Origin of the sequence: Streptomyces sp. NPDC048636, assembly GCF_040650655.1 — a bacterium.
Lineage (GTDB): Bacteria > Actinomycetota > Actinomycetes > Streptomycetales > Streptomycetaceae > Streptomyces.
The window spans coordinates 52,445-72,196 of record NZ_JBEZHR010000006.1; the positions used below are offsets into that span (position 1 = coordinate 52,445).

General features: G+C 72.2%; 13 protein-coding genes. 8 read left to right on the forward strand and 5 right to left on the reverse strand.

The annotated features are described in order from the left end of the window. Nucleotides 1–386: 386 nt before the first annotated feature. Nucleotides 387–1,223 carry an MOSC N-terminal beta barrel domain-containing protein gene (locus tag AB0C66_RS18220; protein ID WP_362438973.1) on the forward strand — a complete coding sequence of 279 codons (837 nt, stop codon included), beginning with the start codon at nt 387–389 and terminating at the stop codon, nt 1,221–1,223. 149 nt (nt 1,224–1,372) lie between these two features. Next, on the forward strand, nt 1,373–2,533 hold the full coding sequence (locus tag AB0C66_RS18225; protein ID WP_362438976.1) for a M20 family metallopeptidase: 1,161 nt from the start codon (nt 1,373–1,375) through the stop codon (nt 2,531–2,533). A 57-nt stretch (nt 2,534–2,590) separates the two neighbouring features. On the opposite strand, the gene AB0C66_RS18230 is transcribed toward AB0C66_RS18225, so the two are convergent. Genes AB0C66_RS18230 through AB0C66_RS18240 form a run of 3 tightly spaced genes read right to left on the reverse strand, consistent with a single transcriptional unit; the run spans nt 2,591 to nt 4,562 of the window. Then, nucleotides 2,591–3,400, reverse strand: coding sequence for an SAM-dependent methyltransferase (locus tag AB0C66_RS18230; protein ID WP_362438979.1), 810 nt, complete (start codon nt 3,398–3,400; stop codon nt 2,591–2,593). Nucleotides 3,401–3,459: 59 nt separating this feature from the next. Next, entirely contained in the window at nt 3,460–3,696 is a 237-nt protein-coding gene (locus tag AB0C66_RS18235; RefSeq protein WP_362438982.1) for a DUF397 domain-containing protein, read from the reverse strand. 5 nt (nt 3,697–3,701) lie between these two features. Beyond that, nucleotides 3,702–4,562 (reverse strand): helix-turn-helix transcriptional regulator, encoded by an 861-nt coding sequence (locus AB0C66_RS18240; protein WP_362438985.1) that lies wholly within the window; start codon nt 4,560–4,562, stop codon nt 3,702–3,704. A 248-nt stretch (nt 4,563–4,810) separates the two neighbouring features. Between AB0C66_RS18240 and AB0C66_RS18245 the strand changes: the two genes are divergently transcribed. Next, nucleotides 4,811–5,275 carry a hypothetical protein gene (locus AB0C66_RS18245; protein ID WP_362438988.1) on the forward strand — a complete coding sequence of 155 codons (465 nt, stop codon included), beginning with the start codon at nt 4,811–4,813 and terminating at the stop codon, nt 5,273–5,275. 1 nt (nt 5,276) lies between these two features. Here AB0C66_RS18245 and AB0C66_RS18250 read toward each other — a convergent pair whose 3' ends face one another. Together AB0C66_RS18250 and AB0C66_RS18255 are read right to left on the reverse strand one after the other, a co-directional pair. Then, nucleotides 5,277–7,112, reverse strand: a complete 1,836-nt coding sequence (locus AB0C66_RS18250) for a histidinol-phosphate transaminase (RefSeq protein WP_362438991.1) — start codon at nt 7,110–7,112, stop codon at nt 5,277–5,279. Nucleotides 7,113–7,346: 234 nt separating this feature from the next. Beyond that, on the reverse strand, nt 7,347–9,722 hold the full coding sequence (locus tag AB0C66_RS18255) for a LuxR C-terminal-related transcriptional regulator (protein WP_362438994.1): 2,376 nt from the start codon (nt 9,720–9,722) through the stop codon (nt 7,347–7,349). A 330-nt stretch (nt 9,723–10,052) separates the two neighbouring features. Between AB0C66_RS18255 and AB0C66_RS18260 the strand changes: the two genes are divergently transcribed. The 5 genes from AB0C66_RS18260 to AB0C66_RS18280 all read left to right on the forward strand — a co-directional run bounded on the left by AB0C66_RS18260 (nt 10,053) and on the right by AB0C66_RS18280 (nt 19,579). Then, the gene (locus tag AB0C66_RS18260; protein ID WP_362438997.1) at nt 10,053–10,247 is read left to right on the forward strand and encodes a DUF5999 family protein; all 195 of its coding nucleotides are present in this window, start codon (nt 10,053–10,055) and stop codon (nt 10,245–10,247) included. Further along, on the forward strand, nt 10,244–10,729 hold the full coding sequence (locus AB0C66_RS18265) for an ATP-binding protein (RefSeq protein WP_362439000.1): 486 nt from the start codon (nt 10,244–10,246) through the stop codon (nt 10,727–10,729). The genes AB0C66_RS18260 and AB0C66_RS18265 overlap by 4 nt, the downstream gene beginning before the upstream one ends. 271 nt (nt 10,730–11,000) lie before the next feature. After that, nucleotides 11,001–13,907 (forward strand): LuxR family transcriptional regulator, encoded by a 2,907-nt coding sequence (locus AB0C66_RS18270; protein ID WP_362439003.1) that lies wholly within the window; start codon nt 11,001–11,003, stop codon nt 13,905–13,907. A gap of 58 nt (nt 13,908–13,965) precedes the next feature. Next, nucleotides 13,966–16,770 (forward strand): LuxR family transcriptional regulator, encoded by a 2,805-nt coding sequence (locus AB0C66_RS18275; RefSeq protein WP_362439006.1) that lies wholly within the window; start codon nt 13,966–13,968, stop codon nt 16,768–16,770. Continuing rightward, complete coding sequence (locus AB0C66_RS18280) at nt 16,760–19,579, forward strand: AAA family ATPase (protein ID WP_362439009.1); 2,820 nt, start codon at nt 16,760–16,762, stop codon at nt 19,577–19,579. Before AB0C66_RS18275 ends, AB0C66_RS18280 begins: the two co-directional genes overlap by 11 nt. Nucleotides 19,580–19,752 lie beyond the last annotated feature (173 nt).

The window sequence follows — 19,752 nt, forward strand, 5'->3', positions numbered from 1 at the left end:
CCCGTTGGAGCGGCCCCGAGAATTGCGTCCCCTCGCCCCGCGCGATCGGGAGCCGAGCGATACCGGTGCCGTGATTTCCGTACGGCCCGTCCATCGCTCCGCGAAACCGTGCGCCGTTGGGATCTCGACACCGGGGATGCGTAGCGCGTCTACGACGTGCGCCGGTCATCATGGGTCTCCGCTGTCTGCCACCTGTCGTATCCGGCGCTACGTCCTGTGGGTGGACGCGGCCCCGGGGGCGCACAGGGCGTCGGAGCTTGCCGTGACACGCCTGCCGAACCCCGGGCAGTGGCGTCCGACGCACCCGCCGACGGCCCGGCCGGGATGGCGGCCCTCCGTGATCAGGGCCACGCCGCCCCGGCCGGAGCGGCGGGTAAAGTGCCCATGTGGCTGAAGTCGTTGAGCTGATCACGTATCCCATCAAGGGATGCGCCGGAGTGTCCCTCGCCGAGGCGTCGCTGACGGAGGCCGGTCTGCCGCATGACCGGGCGTTCATGGTCACCAACGAGGACGGGGTCTTCCGCACCCAGCGGCGGGATCCGGGGCTCGCGCTCATCCGCCCTCAGGTGGACCCCCGCGGTGAGCGGCTCACCCTGTCCGCGCCCGGCGCCGAGGAGCTGACCGTCGCCATCGACACGGTGTCCGCCCGGCGCGATGTCGTGCTGTTCGGCGCGCCGTTCCAGGGCATCGACCAGGGCGACGAGGTGGCCGCATGGCTGTCGGACACGCTGGGCGTGGCCTGCCGGCTGGTGCGGGTGCCACCGGAGCACGACCGGGTGGCGGACGGACTCATCCCCGGCCCCTCGGGCTACGCCGACAGCAACGCGGTGCATATCGTCTCCCTCGCCAGCCTGGACGAGCTCAACCGGCGGATCACCGGTGAGGGCGGTGAGCCACTGCCGATGGCCCGCTTCCGCCCCAATGTGGTGGTCGACGGATGGACCGAGCCGCATACGGAGGACGGGGCCCGTCAGATCACCATCGGCGACACCGAGCTGGGCTTCGCCAAGCTGGCCGTACGGTGTCTGGTCACCATGGTCGACCAGGCCAAGGGCATCAAGGCGGGCCCGGAGCCCCTGCGCACCCTGGCCCGCTACCGCAGGGCCCCCGAGGGCGGTGGCACCGTCTTCGGCGCCAAGTTCTCCGTGACCCGCACCGGCACCATGGCGGTGGGGGACACGCTGGCCGTCGGCAGCTGGGACGGGCCGCCCCCGGCCCGGTGACCGGCCGGCCCTTCCGCCACCACCGTGGCGAAGGTGCCGAGCGGCTGAGCGGCGTCCTCCCCGGCCCGGGCTCACCCCCGGCGTTCGTCCCGTTCCGTCATGATTTCTCTCATGGACAACCGCCGCCCCTTCCGGGAAGGATCTCCTCGATGACGCCCACCGAGCTCGCCGCCGCCACTCAGCGGGCACTCCCCGAGATGATCGAAGACCTCCGGACCCTCGTGGAGCTGGAGACGCCGAGCAACAACAAGAGGCTGCTGGCCGCCGGACTCGCCGCGATCAGCGATTGGATCGACGAGCGGCTCGGCGAACCGGACGGGACCGAGCGGCACGACTGCGGGGAGTACGGCGATGTGCTGGCGGTGACCTATCGCGGCACCGCACCGGGGACCGTGCTGCTGCTGTGCCACTACGACACGGTCTGGCCCGCCGGGACGCTCGCCGAGTGGCCCTTCGAGGTGGCGGACGGCCGGGCCAGCGGACCGGGTGTGTTCGATATGAAGACCGGCGTCGTCCAGGCGGTGTGGACCGTGCGGCTGCTGCGTGAGCTGGCGCTTCCGCACCCCTCGGTGCGGCTGCTGCTCACCGGCGACGAGGAGATCGGCAGCCCCGCCTCCCGGCGCCACATCGAGCGGCTGAGCGAGGACGTGCTGGCCACCCTGGTCTTCGAGGCGTCGCTCGACGGGGCGGTGAAGACCTCGCGCAAGGGTGTCGGGCTGTTCGATGTGACCGCCCACGGTGTGGAGTCGCACGCGGGGCTCGACCCGTTCGCCGGGGCCAGTGCGATCCATGCCCTCGCCGAGGTCATCCCGCATATCGCCGCGCTCGGCTCGGCGGAGCGCGGGACCACCGTGAACGTGGGACTGATCAGCGGCGGTACGGGCCGCAATGTGATCGCCGCGCGGGCGAGCTGCGGCATTGACGTCCGGATCGCCGCACCTGCCGAGATGGAGCGGATCGACGCCGCGCTGCGGGCTCTCACCCCGTCCGATCCACGGGTCCGGCTGACCGTCACCGGTGAGTGGAACCGGCCCCCGATGGTGCCCGACGACGGATCCCGGCGGCTGTACAAGCTGGCCCGTGATGTCGCCGCCGAGCAGGGCTGGGCACTGGAGGAGACGGCGGTCGGCGGCGCCAGCGACGGCAATTTCGTGGCCGGGCTCGGACGGCCGGTGCTCGATGGTCTGGGCGCTCTCGGCTCCGGTGCCCACGCCCGCCATGAGCACACGGTGCTGGCCCCCGTCCCGGCCCGTACCGCGCTCACCGTCGGCCTGCTGCGGGCCCTGGCGGTGGCTCCGGAGAGCGCCTAGTGGGCAGTGGCCGCCGCCGCAGGGAAACGACGGCGGCCACGGCGGCCGGATCCCCGGCTACGGCTTGCGCGCGAGTCCCGCGTACACGGTGACCTGTTCACCCTCGGTCAGCAGGGTGTTCTCGGAGGTGTCCGGTCGCCAGTCCGAGACCCGGACCAGTCCGGAGCCCACCGGTTCGAGCCCGTCGAAGAACCGCGCCACCTCGGTGTGTGAACGTGGCCGCAGGGTCACACCGTATTGTCGGTACAGCTCGACCACCTCCTCGCCCGCCGTCGTGTCGACATCCGAGGTGGCGTGCGAGAGCACCAGATGGCTGCCCGGCGCGAGCGCGCCCACAAGACGGCTCACCAGCTCATACGCACCGTCCTCGTCCTCGATGAAGTGCATCAGCGAGATGAGGGAGAGGGCGATGGGCCGGTCGAAGTCCAGTACCTCACGGGCCTGTTGCACGATCCGCTCCGGTTCGCGCACATCGGCCTCGAGATAGTGGGTGACCCCCTGCGGTGTGCTGCGCAGCAGCGCCTCGGCGTGACACAGCACGATGGGGTCGTTGTCCGTGTAGACGATCCGGGCGTCGGGGACGATGGCCTGGGCGATCTGGTGCAGATTCGGCTCGGTCGGTATTCCGGTGCCGATGTCGAGGTACTGATGGATGCCCGTGTGGGCGAGCCATTCGGTGGCGCGCCGCATGAAGGCGCGGTTGGTCCGCGCGGAGGTGGTGACCGTGGGGTCGATGGCGAGCATCCGCTTCGCCAGCTCCTCGTCCACGGGATAGTTGTTCTTGCCGCCCAGGATGTAGTCATAGACGCGGGCGGGATGTGGTCTGCTGGTGTCGATCCGGCTGGGCCCTGGCTCCAGTTCCGTCATGCTGCGCTCCATGGGGGTCGGCGCGATCTGCGGAGTTGTACGGGTGGACGATGTGCGGGTCAGGCGACGAGGAAGTCGGCCTCGCCGGCCTTGGCGCCCTGGAGGAAGGCGAGGATCTCACCGCGGGTGTAGATCAGCGCGGGACCGTCCGGGTCGGTGGACTGACGCAGCGCCACCCGCCCGTCGTCCAGCTTCAGGGCTTCGACGCAGTTTCCGCCGTTGCCACCGCTCCACGGTTTGTGCCAGCCCTCGCTGCCGAGGTCGGACGCGCGCATGCCGTTGTGAATGCGATCCATCCAGATCAGAGCTCCTTGCGGAAATCCATCAGGATTTCCTTTGTGCGTCGTGCGGTTGCCGCCTGTGCGGCCATGCGGTCCATGGCCTCCAGATGGGCGGCCACCTCGATACGTTCATCGAGGTAGACGGCGCCGGTCAGGTACTCGACGTAGACCATGTCCGGCAGTTCGGGGACAGCGAAGCGGAAGAGGACGAAGGGACCGTAGGTGCCCGGGTGGTGGCCGGAGGCGAACTCCGTGATCTGGAGCGTGATGTGCGGTTGCTCGGTGGACTCGAGCAACCGGTCGACCTGGCGGCGCATGGCTCCGTCGGCGCCGACCTGGCGGCGCAGCACCGTCTCGTCCATCACCACCCACAGCCGTGGCGGATCCGGGCGGGTGAGCAGCGTCTGACGCTCCATCCGCAGCGCCACATGGCGCTCGGCGTTCCCTTGCGCCGCCCGGCCGACGGCGCCGGTCTGCATCACGGCGTGGGCGTACTCCTCGGTCTGGAGCAGTCCGGGGACGAAGTGGGGCTCATAGGCCCGGATCATCTCGGCCGACCCCTCCAGGCTCACATGCACGCTGAACCAGTCCGGGAGGATGTCGTGGAACCGCTGCCACCAGCCGGGCCGGTTGGCCTCCTCGGTCAGGGTGATGAACGCCTCGAGCTCCGCACCGCCGATCCCGTAGGCGTCCAGCAGCAGTTGTACGTAGGGAACCTTCAGCGCGACCTCGGCGGTCTCCATCCGGCGGACCGTGGCGGGCGCGACCCGCAGCACCCTGGCCGCCTGCTCACGCTTGAGCCCCGCCTTCTCCCGCAGGTCCTGCAACCGCCTGCCGAGAACGACTTGGCCCACGGTCGGGGCCGACCGCGGTTCGCTCACCAGATACCTCCCCTGACCTCCCCCTTGCTGATGTTCGCAGTGTGCCATGCTCAGTACGGTGCAGACACACTGCACTTGCGACTCTGCACATTTCAGAGTGCCCCTTGCCAAGTGTGAGGGGCGGTGCGCATAGTGGCGTCATGATCCCGTTAGCGCAGCCGTGGCCGGGCCCTGCCCCGGACCGCGGCCGTGACGCCGCCGCACTCCGCGCAGGCGCAAGCGGCCCGACCTTTGCGATGTGCCCGTAGATGACTCACGCCTTCGCCGGTGCGCTGCCCGGCCTCGCCCGCGGCCGGTTCCGGCCGCGGAAATCCCGTCCGGAACCGGGCGGCCGCCGTCGGCTGGCGCTGCCGCCCGCGCTGCGGGCGGGACGCGACTACGACGCCGTCGGGCTGGTCGAGCGCGACGGGCGCCGGGTGATGGATCTGCTGCCCCGGGCGGGATGTGTGCTCGCTCATGGGGGCCGCTGGTGGTGGATCGTGCCCCCGCAGTCGGATGTCGGGGTCGAGTGGCCGCCGATCGCGCTGTACGCGGTCGGCGGCATGGTGTCCGGCGGATCCGAGGGCCGTTCCGGTGGCGCGGACGAGGAGCCCCGTGTGGTGCACTCGCCGGACGACCGCGAGCCGTACACCCATCCGCTGCTGCTGCATATCGCGGTCTGCGCGGTGGCCGGGGTGGCCCCGGCCTGGCCGCGCGAGGACCGGCGGCCGTAGCTCAGGTCAGGGTGTCATCGGTCCGGAGGTACGCGGCGGGGCGCGGATAGCGCTGGAGCGCCGGGGTCAGCCCGTCGGGGTCGTCGTCGACCACGGGCCGGACGGTGGCCCTGAGCTCCGCGGGGTCGTAGTCGATGGCCTGGGTCCGCTCCACCGGGGACGGCTCCGCCGCGGTGGTGTCCGGCTGCTGCCCGTAGACCGGGATCTGGTCGATGGTGGTGTCCTCCCGGCCGCCCTGTGTGGCATAGGCCGCGGACGGGGCCCGGCTCTGGACCATGGGCATCACCGAGGTCTGGGCGGCGGACTGGGGCTGTGGCTGCTGGGTGATCTGGGCCTGCTGCTCGGCCTGCAACTGCGCCTGGAGCAGGGCGAGCTGGCTGCGCGCCGACTGCATCGGGGGCGCCTGGTACTGGGCCGTCTGCACCGGCGGAGTGGCGACATAGGCCGGTGACAGCTCCGCCATCGGCTGCTGTTGCCCGAACCCCGTCATGCCCGTGCCGTATCCCCCCGCCTGCGCGTAGCCGGGAGCCGTTCCGCCGCCCATCGGCAGGGCGGCCGGGGTGTACATCTGCTGCGGCTCGGGCGCCATCGGCGCGGCGGACAGCTGCGGCGTCTGCTGGTACAGATAGTCGAAGTGCTGCTGCGGGGCGGGGTTGAGCGGCAGCTGCTGCTCCCAGCCGACCTGGGGTGCGTAGAAGGACGTCCCGTACATCACGGTGCTCAGCCCGGTCAGCAGCCGCTGCACATCGGGCTGTGAACGCACCACCAGCCGCATGAACTGACTGCTGCTCCCCAGCTTGTTGCCGCATTCGCGGACCAGCACCCCGTGCTGGGCGAGCAGTTGATCCCGGACCCAGGTGCCCTCCAGGCCCGCCGGGAGTTTGACGAAGACGAAGTTGCCCTGGGAGGGGTAGACCGTCACCCCGGGCAGCCCGGCCAGCTGAGTGATCATCTGCTGTCGGTCCAGGCTGATCATGCGCAGGCTGTCCATGTACTCCTGCCGGTACCGCTTCAGCATGAAGACGATGACCTCGGCGAAGGAGTTGAGGTTCCACTTCGGCAGCCGGGAGCGGATCTGCACCGCCAGTGCCGGGTTGGCCACCAGATAGCCGAACCGGACGCCGTGCAGCCCGAAGTTCTTGCCGAGGCTGCGCAGCACGATGACATTGGGCCGCAGCACGGCCTCGTCCACCACGCTCGGATAGGCCTCGGTGTCCGCGAACTCCAGGAAGGACTCGTCGATCACGATCAGGTCGAGATCGGCGAGGGCGTCCATCATGCCGATCACGGCCTGCCGGGACAGCAGCCCGCCGTCGGGGTTGTTGGGGTTGCAGATGACGGCCACCCGCGAGCCCCGGGAGCGCACGAAGGAGACGAACGCCGACGGGTCCAGCGCGAAGCCGTTCATCTCGGGGAGCTGGAACATGTCGACCCGCTTACCGGTCTCCATCGGCTGGTCGGTCCACCGCCCGAAGGTGGGGATCGGCACCGCCAGGCTCTCCTTGACCAGCAGGTGGTCGATCCAGGTGATGAGCTCGGTCGAGCCGTTGCCCATCGCCATGGTCTGCGGCTGGAGCCCCAGCACATCGGCCAGTTCGGCGGTGATGGTGTCGGCGGGGCTGGGGTAGTACGTGAGGATGTCGCGCAGCCGGACCGCCATCACCGCGAACATGGCGGGGGTGGGGAAGTACGGGTTGCAGGGGATGCAGAAGTCCACGAGCTCCTGTCCGCCGCCCATGACTCCGGCGCGGTTGAGCGCGAAGTACGACGGGCTGTGGGCGGTGCCACGGAAGAGTTCCGTGGCATCACCGGTAGGACCGACTGCGGCTACAGTCACGGCGGGACCTCCTCGGTCGCGTCGGTCGTGCGGACACGACCGTTGCGGCTCGTCCCTCGAGCCTGACGCATGATCCCTCGAACCTGGGCCAGGTAACGATTTTCGTGTCGGCTGTGAAGAAACTGAGGACAACTGGGCCTGGTTCGAATAAAATTCCGCCCCCTGCCGCTCTTTCGGGCCTGTCTCAACCGGCCTCACCGGGTGGTTTCACCGGGAACGCGGCGGTTTCGACCCTCAGGGCGCGGTGTCGGACCGGTCTTCCCCGTCGGTGAGTGCGCTCCGGCCCTGTTCCGCTACCCACACCGCCACCTGCGCACGCGAGGTGAAACCGAGTTTGCTCAGAATGTGCTCAATATGGCCCTCGGCGGTGCGCTGGGCGATCACCAGGGACGCGGCGATCTCCTTGTTGCTCAGCCCCTGGGCGACCAGTTGCGCGATCTCGGACTCCCGGCGCGTCAAGGGAGACGGCCGTTCGGCCACCACCGGTTCCTCCGTGGGGAGTTCATTCTCCAGGGCGAAGACCAGCCCTTCCTCGTAGGAGAGCCGGGAGCCCTCCTTGACCGCCGCGTTGAAGGCCGATTTCCCCAGGGCCCGGCCCACCGCGGCCTCGCACTCCTCGTGATAGTGGACCAGATGACCGTAGCCGGAGAGCGGGGCGCCCACCGCCCGCCAGACCGTACGGACCACGCCCAGCAGCCGGGCCGCCCGCTCGGCGTCCCCTTCGGTGGCGGCGATCCAGGCCAGCACCTCGAGGTTGACCCCGACCCCCAGCGGGTCGTCCAGTGAGCGGTTGAAGTCGAGGCTCTCCCGCTCCAGGGCGGCGGCGCGCTCGGTCTCGCCCTGCCGCCACACCTCGACCCCCAGCGCCATCATCGTGTAGGCCCGGTGCCATCCCTCGCCGTAGGCGTCGCACACCGCCAGCGACTCCTCGCCCAGCGCGATGGCGCGCGGTGAGTCACCGATGAAGGAGTGGGCCAGCGAGAGCCGGATGAGCGACAGCGTCAGCCCCACCGGGTCGCCGGTGGCGCGGTGGCGGTCGACGGCCTCCTCGTAGAGCGCGATCGCGGCGTCCGCGTCGCCCCGGTACATCGCGACCATGCCCGAGTAGAGCGCGGTATAGGCGAGCACCGGCTCCAGACCCAGCCGCTCGCCGATGGCCCGGCTCTCCTCGAGCATGTCCGAGGCGGCGTCGGTGTCGGACTGGATGATGGCCAGCCAGCTGTCGGTCCACAGCGCCCGCGCCCGGACATCGGTCGGCTCGGGGCAGGCGGCGAGGCCGTCGTCCAGCCAGCGGCGCCCCTCGCTGAGGTAGTAGCTGGTGATCCAGTGGTAGAGCAGATCGGCCGCGATCCCCAGACCGCATACGGTCTCGCCCGGGTCGTCGTAGCAGGACTCCAGCGCGGTCCGCAGATCGGCGTGCTCGAGCTGGAGCCGGGAGAACCACTGCACCTGGGCCGGTCCGAACAGCGCCGCACGCGCGTCCGCCGCCAGCTGCCGGTAGTAGTCGCGGTGGCAGCGCAGCCGGGTGGCCTCCTCGCCGGACTCCTCCAGGCGCTCCCGGCCGTACGCGCGCAGGGTGTCCAGCATCCGGAAGCGCACCGCCGCGTCGTGCTCCTCGCGCAGCAGCACCGACTTGTCCACCAGCTCGGTCACCAGGTCGAGGATCTCCTCACGGACCAGGCCGTCGCCCGAGCAGACCGCCTCGACGGCCTCCAGGTCCAGGCTTCCGGCGAAGACCGAGACCCGGGCCCACAGCAACCGCTCGCGCTCGGTGCACAGGTCGTAGCTCCAGTCGATGAGCGCCCGCAGCGTCTTGTGGCGGGGGAGTACCGCCCGGGAGCCGGTGGTCAGCAGCCGGAAGCGGTCGTCGAGCCGGTCCAGCAACTGCTCCACGGACAGGGCGCGCAGCCGGACGACGGCCAGTTCGATACCGAGCGGAATCCCGTCCAGCCGCCGGCAGATCCCCTCCACGGCGTCCCGGTTGGCCTCGGTGACGGTGAAGCCGGGCAGCACCGCACGGGCCCGCTCGGTGAACAGCCGTACCGCGTCGCACTGGGCGAACGCCCCGAGGGACAGCCGGGGCCCGGCGGTGTCGGGCAGCGGCAGGGTGGGGACGGCCAGCGTCTGTTCGCTGCCGATGCCCAGCACCTGGCGGCTGGTGGCCAGCACCCGCAGCAGCGGGGCCTCGCGCAGCAGCCGGTCGGTGAGCAGGGCGCAGGCGTGCAGCAGGTGCTCGCAGTTGTCCAGCACCAGGAGGACCTGGCGGTCCCGCAGATGATCGATCAGCACGTCCATCGGCGGGCGGGAGGAGTGGTCCCGGATCTCCAGGGCCTCGGTGAGGCTCTGGGCGAGCAGCGCGGGACTGTCGAGTTCGGCGAGTTCGGCGAGCCAGACGCCGTCGGGGAAGGCCCGGCGCGCGTCCTCGGCGACCCGCAGGGCCAGCCGGGTCTTGCCGACGCCGCCGACACCGGTGAGGGTCACCAGCCGGGAAGCCGACAGCATCCTCTTGACCTCGGCCGCTTCATGCCGACGCCCTACGAAGCTCGTCACCTCGGACGGCAGCCTGCCGGTCTGCCGTCCGGTCGAGATGTCCGTTGCCACCGTACCCATCGATGCCTCGAACCCGGCTCGGTGGCGTGGGCGGGACCCCGCTCACGCGGACCCAGCCGATACCACCAAGGCTATGCCTCCGCCGAGGCCGTCGCACACCCCGTCGGACGGTCTCGGGGCGACGCTGTGTCCGCACTCCACGACCAGGGGTGCGGGTCTGTGTACCGGTGGTGAGCGGTGGTGGCCGGGTGTGACCTCCCCGGGGGTCGATGGGTGGGATCGGGTACCGATGCGGGGATATCTCCCCTCGTCGCGGACCCGCGCCCGGACCGATGCTGACGACGTTGGAAGAGTTCCGCCGACCGTCGGCGGAAGAGCGAAGGTTCAGTTATGTGCCTCCATCAGCCCACCTGTCCCTCTGCGGACGCGCCCGACCATGATTCCGCGCGTCTGGTGGCCACCCATCCCGAGCAGGGCTGGAGCCTGCTCTGCAATGGAGTGGTGATCTTCGCGGACACGGGCGAACTGCTCCCCGACGGGCGCGTCATCCCCGCGCCCCGGGCCTGCCCCGACCAGTCGGCATGAACGTCCCGACCCTCACCATCGCCCCGCCGGCCCCGATGAGCGCGGCCCGGCGTCCGGTGCGCAATGCCCCGGCCACCAGCGGTGGGACCTCGTGGCTGCTGCCGTCCGAACCCGCCTCGGTGTCCCAGGCCCGCCGTCTCACGGTCGCGCAGCTGACGGCCTGGGCCCTCAGCGATCACATCGACGACGCCGAACTGCTGGTGAGCGAGCTGGTGACCAATGCGGTGCGGCACGCCTGCGGCCCGATCCGGCTGACCTTCTCCCTGTGCGCGACCGACCGTGCCTTCCGGTGCGAGGTCGCCGACGAGGACTGCGGAAAGCCCCGGCTGTGCCGGGCGGGCGAGAACGACGAAGGGGGACGCGGGATCCATCTGCTGGAACTGCTCTCCCGCTGCTGGGGCAGTACCAGCACGGCGGTGGGCAAGGTCGTCTGGTTCGAGCTCCACGCGCTGACTCCGAACCGATCAGGCGTGACTCCGTAAGAAACGTGACTCGATCAGATTCGTGACGCGACGAAAGGAGACGCCATAGAGAACTCCACACCTCGTACCCACACGGTGAAACCGCACGGCCCGGGGTGCGGACCGGTGTAAGCCTCACCCACACCGCCCGCCTCCGGGCCCCTTCAGCCTCTGCGCACGTCATTGATCGTCCTCATACCGTTCATGTAGCCTGACGATCGCTCCGAGTAGCGTAGTTTTCGAGTTTTTCGCAGTTTGTAGTAGTGCCGTGTGTGGGGCCGAGGGGGCTGTCGTGGTGGACGAGCGGACCACGGCCTCCGGCCCCTCCGGCGCTCTCGTCGGCCGCACCGGGGAACTCGCGGCGCTCACCGCCCACGCCGAGTCCGCCGTCGCCGGACGCTCCGGACTCGTGCTGCTGACCGGCCCGGCCGGAATCGGCAAGACCAGTCTGCTCAGCGCCTTCCTCGAGAGCGACGCCTGCCGGAAGCTGACCGTGCTCCACGGCACCTGCCGTGAGGTCGCCGCCGGTACGGGCTACGGCGGCGTCCGCGCCCTCTTCGCCACCCTGGGACTCAACCACGCGAACGCCGGGGACTCCCCGCTGCTGCGCGGCAGCGCCGCCCGCGCCCTCCCCGCCCTCACCCCCGACCCCGGGCATGACGAGCCGTGCGCGGCGGCGCCCGCCTATCCGGTGCTGCACGGGCTGTACTGGCTCGCCGCCAATCTGATGGGCCAGGGCCCGCTGGTGCTCGTGCTGGACGATGTGCACTGGTGCGACGAACGGTCGCTGCGCTGGATCGACTTCCTGCTGCGGCGCGCCGACCACCTCCCGCTGCTCGTGGTGCTCGCCCAGCGCACCGAGGCCGAGCCCACCGCGCCCGCGGCCCTGGCCGATATCGTCGCCCACCCCCGTACCTCGGTGCTCCGCCTCGACCCGCTCACCGGTACGGACGTGGGCGAGATGGCGCGGCTGGTCTTCCCCACCCCCGTCGCGCCGACGTTCGCCGAGCGCGCCGCGGCCGTCTGCGGCGGCAATCCGCTCACCGTGGCCCGGCTGCTGCGCGAGCTGCGCGCCAAGGGCGTATCCCCGGACGAGCGCGGTATCCAGGAGATCGCCGAGGTCGGCCAGCACGTGGTCGCGCTGTCCGTGCGCGCGCTCTTCGACCACCGGCCCGACTGGGTCCGGGACGTGGCGACCGCGATCGCCGTTCTCGGCGACGAGGACACCGGACATATCGGCGCGCTCGCCGGTGTCCCCGCCACCCGGGTCGAGGAGGCCGTCGCACTGCTGCGGGACGCCGAGGTGATGGCGCCGGACCGCCCGGACCTGGCGCATGACGTGGTGCGTTCCGCGGTGCTCGAGACCGCCGGGGCCCCGGCGCTGGCCGCGCTGCGCGCCAGGGCCGCCCTGCTGCTGAGCGATATCGGACGGCCCGCCGAGGAAGTGGCCAACCAGGTGCTGCTGGTTCCCGGCACCCCCGAGCCATGGATGCGCATGGTGCTGCGCGAGGCCGCGTCGCAGGCCGAGCACCGGGGCGCCCCCGAGGCGACCGCCCGCTATCTGTACCGGGTCCTGGAGGCCGAGCCGGACAGCGTTCCGGTCCGGGTCCAACTCGCCCGGGCGCTGGCCGAGATCAATCCGGTGGAGGCCGTCCGGCTGCTCGAGCACGCGCTGTCGCTGACCTCCGACGTCCGCGCCAAGGCGCCCATCGCCGTGCAGTACGGCATGACCTGTCTGCCCGTGCAGCGTTCCCGCAGCGCCGTCCGGGTGCTCACCTGCGTACTGGACGCGCTCGAGGCGGCGACGGGACCCGATCCCGACCCGGCCGACGCCGAATTGCTCACCCTCGTCCGCTCCGCGCTGCTGATCACCGGCTCCGATGAGAAGGCGACCATCGACACGGTCCGGGAGCGGTTCGCGCGGCTGCCCGAGCCGCCCGGGGACACCCCCGCACAGCGCCAGGTCCTGGCCGTGATGACGCTGCACTCCGCGCTGGGCGGCAGCTCCGCCGCGCGAACGGTCTGCCGGGCCCGGCACACCCTCCGCTCCTCGGGGGTCGCGGTCGACAACTGGTCGGTGCTGCTGTCCTCGGTCAGCCTCAGCCTGGCCGACGACACCGAGGGCGCGCTGGAGGCGCTGGACCGCTCGCTGCGGCTCAGCCAGGACAACGCCGCGGTGTGGTCGTATGTGATCGCCCTGGCCAGCCGCGCCCTGGTGCTGCACGGGATCGGCGCGATGGCCGACGCGCTCGCCGACGCCCAGACCTCCGTGGAGATCATCGGCGAGGAGCGGTGGTGCACCAACGTGACCATGCCGCAGACCGCGCTGGCCACCGTCCTGATCGACCGCGGTGAACCCGAGCGCGCCGAAGAGCTGCTGGCGCGGGTCACCCGGCCGAACATCGACGGGTTCGCCATGGAGTACCACTGGTATCTGATGGCCCGCGCACGGGCCCGGTGGGCGCTGGGCGACGGCGACACCGCGCTGCGCCTGCTGCTGGACTGCGGAGCCTCGCTGGCCGAAGCCGGGCTCACCAACCCCGTCTTCGTCCCCTGGTGGGCCGAGGCGGCCTGTCTCTGCGCCGCGGAGAAGCGCCCCGACCGGGTGCGGGACGCCGTCGACCACGGCACCGAACTGGCCCGGCGCTGGAACACCCCCCGGGCGCTGGGTCTCGCCGCCCTCGCCCGCGGAGTGATCACCCCCGGGGCGTCCGGTATCGAACTGCTCACCGAGGCCGTCGACCAGCTGTCCGGCTCACCGGCCCGGGCCGAGTACGCCCGGGCGGAACTGCTGCTCGGCGGGGCGCTGCTGGACGCGGGCGATCCGCGCGGGGCGCGGGAGCGTCTGCGGACGGCCGCGGACCTGGCCCAGAGCTGTGGCGCCCTCGCGCTCGCCCGGGAGGCCCGGGGGCGGCTCGTCGCCGCGGGCGGCCGGATGCGGGAGATCACCGCCTCGCCGGTGGACCTGCTCACCGGCACCGAGCGCACCGTCGCCGGACTCGCCGCGCGCGGCGCCGGCAACCGGGACATCGCCGAGTCGCTGTTCGTCACGGTGCGCACCGTCGAAACCCATCTCACCAGCGTCTACCGCAAGTTGGGGGTGAACCAGCGCACCGAGCTCGCCTCGGTCCTGCACACCCCGAGCGTTCCCGATCCACGCGCCCCGGCCTGGGTCTCCGTCTCGCGCGGACGACACTGACCACTATGTGACGACCCGGGTCGGCTCCCGGGCAACGCCCCGGACATATAGTCACACCATGCAGTTCAACGGGCTCCCGTTCCCCGGGCGAGAACGAGAGCAGGCCGCGCTGTCGCGGGTCATCACCGACCTCGGCAGGGGTCGGTCGGCGATCGTGACGATCGCCGGGCGGCCCGGCTTCGGACAGCGCGCCCTGCTCGGATGGGCGGCCCGGCTCGCCGTCGACCGCGGAATGCGCGTCCTGCGTGCCGAGGCCACCGCCAGCGAGAGCGGCCTGCGCTACGGCGCCGTCGACCAGCTGCTGACCCCGGTGGACGGGCTCGGCGACGGCACCCGGCGGGCCCTGTCCGGACACGGCCCGGACAGCCGTTTACCGGGACTGGCCGAACTGCTGCGCACCGCCCGTGACCGGCCCACGCTGGTGACCGTGGCGGACGTGGGCCGACTGGACCCGGCCTCGCTGCGCTGGTTCGGAGCCCTGATACGCAGACTGCCCGGCACCCCGACGGCGGTCCTGGCCAGCAGCACCGGTGACCATCACGCGGGCTGGAGCGGCATCGTCTCCGCCGCCGACCCGGTACCCGTCACCCAGCTCACTCTGTCCGCACTGACCGACCGGGACATCGCCACCGCGGTGGCGATGCTCTGCGGTGAGCCCGGCGAGGAACCGTTCACCGCGGCCGCGGCGGAGGCCACGGCGGGCAATCCCGCGGTGGCGCACGAGGCGTTGAGCCGCTTCGCCGGGCGCGGCCTCCGGCCGCTGGCCTCGCGCGTGCCCGAGCTGCGCGCGCTCATCACCTCGGTCACCGGTGAGCACACCACCCGGGCGCTGAGCGGACTGCCGGACACCGCCGTGGCGGTGCTGCGGGCGCTGGCGGTCTGCGGTGAATTGCTCGATCTGCCCCTGTTGTACGCCCTCGCCGGGCCGAGAGCGGCCCGGGAGCCGGGGCTGCGCGCCACCCTGGAGGCGACCGGACTCACCGTCGCCACCGGCACCGGCACCGGCACCGCCACCGGCACCGCCACCGGCACCGGCACCGGCACCGGTCTTCGGCTGCGCAACGCCGACGTACGGGCCCGGGTCCTGGAGGAGATGACCGCCGCCGAGCGCGCCGACCTCTTCGCCCGGGCCGCCGAACTGGCGCACCGGGCCGCCGTGCCCGACGAGGACATCACCCGTCTGCTGCTCGCCGCCCGCCCCGCCGGAGAGCCCTGGGCCGTCCACACCCTGCGCCGCACCTGCGCCGCCGCACTGCGGGCCGGCCGGTCCGCCGAGGCCATCGCCTGTCTGACCCGAGCATTGGAAGAGCCCATGGAACCCGGATCGCGGGCCCGGCTGGGACTGGAACTGGCCGCCATCGAGGTGCTGGCCGCACCCGAGGCAGGGGACCGCCGCCTGGAGGAGATCATCCGCACCGGGGGCGATCAGCTCGCCCGGGCCCGCACCCGCGCCGCCGACCTGGGGCTGACCCGCGGCGATGTCGAGGGGCTGCGCCGCGCGGTGCTGAGCGCGCTGCCCGCCGCCCACGACGCCGAGCGGGCCGAACTGGCCGCCCTGTATTGGCTCTCCGAGGAGGAACGGGAGGGTGACAGCGCGCTGACGCTGGCCGATGTCCCCCCGCTGCCCGACCGGCCACCCTGCCCGGCGCAGGCCGGGGCGCGCGCCTGGCAGCTCGCCCTGCGCGCCGAGGACCTGCCCCTGACCCGGGAGCTGGCCCGCCGCGCGGTCACCGGCCAGGAAGGCGGCGGCGCGCTGATCCTGCCCCGGCTCGCCGCGGCCCGTGCCCTCTTTCTCACCGACGACGTGGAGGAGGCCGAAACCCGGCTGGACGTCCTCCACACCGAACTGCGCCGCCGCCACGCCCGCGCCGCCTCCGCGCTCGTCCTGGCCGTCCGCGGCGAACTCCATCTGCGCCGCGGACGGCTGGACATGGCCGAGCGGGACGCCGCCGCCGCCGAACGCTGTCTGCCCCACGCCCGCTGGCATCCCGACACCGCCCCGTATCTGTCCGCCGTGCAGATCATCGTCGCCCTGGAGAGCGGTCAGTCCGACCGGGCCCGGGCGCTCGCCGCGACCGCCCCGCCCACCGGGGAGCGGCAGGCCACGGCCTGGGCGTATCTGCTCTTCGCCCAGGGGATGGTGGACCTGCTGGACGGCCGCGTCACCGACGCCGGAGAGCGCTTCCGCTCCGCCGGACGACGGCTGCTGCGCCGCGGTCACCTCAACCCCGCGCTGATGCCCTGGCGTTCGATGGCCGCCCGCGCCTGCCAGCGGGCCGGGGACCATGAGGAGGCCGAGCGGCTGACGCAGGAGGAGCTTGCGCTGGCCCGGCGGTGGGGTGCGCCGAGCGCCCTCGGCTGGGCCCAGCTCGGTGCCGGGCGGGTGGCCCGCGAAGCCCGCGCCGAACGGCTCCGCGAGGCCGTGCGCACCCTCCGCGGCACCCCCTCCCTGCTGGCCTTCGCCGGGGCGCTCGCCGAGCTGGCCGGGACCGAACTCGACGCCGGGGACCACCGCGCGGCCTCCGCGCTCCTCGCCGAACTGGCCACGTTCACCACCACCCACCGGCCCTCCAGCAGGCTGGCCGCGCGGGTGCGCGTCCTCACCGGGCGACTGAGCCGGTCCGCCGCGTCCGGTGTGGTGCCGCATCCGGCGTGGGCCACGCTGACCGAGGCCGAACGGCGCACCGCGACCCTGGCCGGACATGGCCGCGGCAACCGCGAGATCGCCGAACTGCTGTCGGTGACCACTCGCACCGTCGAGCTCCGGCTCAGCGGCGCGTACCGAAAGCTGCGGATCCGCGGGCGGGCGGAACTGCGCACGCTGATCCGGGCGACAGAGGGGTACGGGACGGATGTTGCTTGAGCGCGAGGCCGAGCGGGCCCAGGTCGCCGAGGCCGTGAAGGCCGCCCGCGCGGGAGAGTCGTCACTGCTGCTGCTCACCGGCCAGCTCGGGATCGGCCGCACCGCGCTGCTGCAACAGCTGGCCGCGCCCACGGAGGACGACGACGTACGGGTGCTGCGCGCCAACGCCGCCCCCATGGAGCAGGACTTCGCCTTCGGTGTGGTCCGCCAGCTCTTCGACAGTCTGCTCACCGGCGCCCCCGAGGAGCTTCGCGAACGCTGGCTGCGGCAGCACGGCGGTTTCACCCGCACCGTCTTCGCCGACGACGCCGTCCCGGCGGGGGAGGGGCGGGCGGCCGCCGCCAGCGAGGCGGTTCTCTACGGTCTGCGTTCCCTGCTGGCCGACGTCTGTGCCGACGGCCCGCTGCTGATCCTCGTCGATGACCTCCAGTGGGTGGACACCCCTTCCCTGCGCTGGCTCGCCTATCTGGTCAAGCGGTTGCACGGCTTGCGCGTCGTCCTGGTGTGCACCCTGCGGGACGGCGATCCGCGCGCCCAGCACCCACTGCTGACCGAGGTCACCGATGGGGCCGCGCGGGTGCTGAGCCCCGCGCCGCTCACCCTCGAGGGCACCCAGGAGATGATCCGGGAGCAGTTCGGCGAGCGGGGGGATGAGGAGTTCGCGCGCGCCTGCCACGAGATATCCGGCGGCAATCCGCTGTTCCTGCTGTCGGTGCTGCTCGGCCTCGCCGTGGGCGGCCACCTGCCCACCGCGTGCCACGCCGACGCCGCCCGCGAACTGCGCCCCTCCCAGCTCCGGGAGCGGCTCGCGGGCTGTATGCGCACCCAGCCGCAGCCGGTACGGGACCTGGCCGCGGCCATCGCGGTCCTCGGCGACCAGGGCGAACCCGATCTGATGGCCCGGCTCGCCGGACTGGACGCGATCGGCTACACCGCCGCCCTGCGCGCCGTCCACGAACTGGGACTGACCGCCACCGAACAGGAGCCGCGCTTCGTCCACCGGGTGGTGCAGGACGCGGTCGAGTCCTCCATGACCGTGGCCGAGCGCGAGCGGCTGCACGACGCCGCCGCCGAACTGCTGTACCGCAACGGATGTCCCGCGGAGCTGGTCGCGGCCCAGCTGATGGCCGTCACCGCCTCCCGGCACCCCTGGTCGGTGGAGGTGCTGCGGGCCGCCGCGGACACCGCGCTGCGCCGCGGCGCGCCGGATATCGCCGCCCGCTATCTGCGGCGTGCCCTGCTGGACGGCTCCCTCTCGGGCGAGGGGCGGGCACGGCTGCTGATCGATCTGGCCACCGCGGAGCGCGGATTCGACCCGGCCGCCTGTGAACGCCATATCTCCCAGGCGATACCCCTGCTGCCCTCGGCCCGGCACCGGGCCGCCGCCGCGCTGCGGATCTCGCCGACCATCGTGGGACTCACCCCGCCCTCCGTCCTCGATCTGCTGCACCAGGTCGCCGAGGACCTGGGCCCGGTGGCCGGACTGGAGGGCACCGCGCGCGACCTGTCCCTGCGGCTTGAGGCGCGGCTGCGGCACGCCGGGCACGAGGATCCGGCCGAACTGGCCGCCTCCGTGGCCCGGTTGAGCGGTATGGGGGAGGAACCACCGCTCGGCTCGGCCGCCGAACGCGAGCTGACCGCGGTCCTGCTCACCGCGGCCACGCTCACCGCCCGGCTGCCCACCGCCCGGATCACCGGAATCGCCCACCGCATCCTGGAGCGCGAACCGGCCACCTCCGCACGTGTGCACTCGGCGCTGCCCCTGGTGGTGATCGCCCTGGTCGCCTCCGACTCGGTGCGGGACATCCGCTCCTGGCTGTCGGCCGAGCGCCACACCGTGCGGCAGGACGCCACCGTCGTCGACGCGTTCGTCCACCTCGAGCAGGCGATGGTGCTCACCGCCCGAGGACGGCCCGCCAAGGCGCTCGACCACGCCGAGCGCGCCGCACGGCTGGCCGAGGCGCACTGGCAGGAGATCGGGGTCATCTCCACCGTGGCCCTGACCGGTGTCGCCCTCGAACTGCGCGACCCCGCGCTCACCGAGCGGATCCTCGACCGGCTCGGCCGGCGCCGCTCCGCCAGCCTGGCGCTGACCGCCGCGCTCCAGCTCCTCAAGGCGGTGCAGGACTCCGGGCACGGCCGGTGGAACGCCGCGCTGGACACCCTGCTCGCCTGCGGACGGCAGCTGGAGGCGTCGGGCTGGCGCAACCCCGTGCTCTTCCCGTGGCGGCCCTGCGCGGCCGCCCTCCAGGTGCGCGTCGGTGACGCCCGCGCGGCGTTCGCCCTCGCCGAGGAGGAGCATCTGCGGGCCGTGGAATGGGGCGCGCCGGTCGCGGTCGGCCGTGCCCTGCGGCTCAAGGGACGGCTGCACGGCGGCGACCGGGGGGTGAACCTCCTGCGGGAGTCCGTCGATGTCCTGCGCGCCTCCGCCAATGAGCTCGAACTCGCACGCGCCCTGCTGACCCTGGGCAGACGGCTGCGCTGCGGCACCGAAGCGGAGGCCGTACTCCAGGAGGCGGCCGGCCTCGCCGCCGCCTGTGGCGCGCCCTGGCTGGGCGAACGCGCCCGCACCCGGAACGGCCGCGCGGCGCCCGCCGCACGGCCGGAGACCGGTCTCACCCGCACCGAACACACGGTGATCGCCCTCGTCGGCCGAGGGCTCACCAACCAGGAGATCGCCGGTGAACTCGGCGTGACCACGCGCGCGATCGAGAAGCACCTCACCCACGCCTACCGGAAGCTGGAGGTCTCCGGTCGCCGCGAACTCATCGGTCTGCTGCCCCGCCTTCAACCGCAAAACCGCAGTTAACGGCGGTAATTGAGTGACGATCGGCGTCCCGGGTGAACCACCGAACCGAACCACCGAAACCCGGGGGTGCGGACCGAACCCCCGGACCCCGCCGACCACGGGATTGGGCGGCAACGCCGCAGTTGACGTTGACTGGATCAGCCACTCCTCCCTAGTCTCCATTGTGAAATCAC

Coding starts and splice junctions, on each gene's coding strand:
- AB0C66_RS18275 (WP_362439006.1), top strand. CDS start 13,966: ATGCAGTTCAACGGGCTCCCGTTCCCCGGGCGAGAACGAGAGCAGGCC.
- AB0C66_RS18280 (WP_362439009.1), top strand. CDS start 16,760: ATGTTGCTTGAGCGCGAGGCCGAGCGGGCCCAGGTCGCCGAGGCCGTG.
- AB0C66_RS18230 (WP_362438979.1), bottom strand. CDS start 3,400: ATGACGGAACTGGAGCCAGGGCCCAGCCGGATCGACACCAGCAGACCA.
- AB0C66_RS18260 (WP_362438997.1), top strand. CDS start 10,053: ATGTGCCTCCATCAGCCCACCTGTCCCTCTGCGGACGCGCCCGACCAT.
- AB0C66_RS18235 (WP_362438982.1), bottom strand. CDS start 3,696: ATGGATCGCATTCACAACGGCATGCGCGCGTCCGACCTCGGCAGCGAG.
- AB0C66_RS18225 (WP_362438976.1), top strand. CDS start 1,373: ATGACGCCCACCGAGCTCGCCGCCGCCACTCAGCGGGCACTCCCCGAG.
- AB0C66_RS18255 (WP_362438994.1), bottom strand. CDS start 9,722: ATGGGTACGGTGGCAACGGACATCTCGACCGGACGGCAGACCGGCAGG.
- AB0C66_RS18265 (WP_362439000.1), top strand. CDS start 10,244: ATGAACGTCCCGACCCTCACCATCGCCCCGCCGGCCCCGATGAGCGCG.
- AB0C66_RS18245 (WP_362438988.1), top strand. CDS start 4,811: ATGACTCACGCCTTCGCCGGTGCGCTGCCCGGCCTCGCCCGCGGCCGG.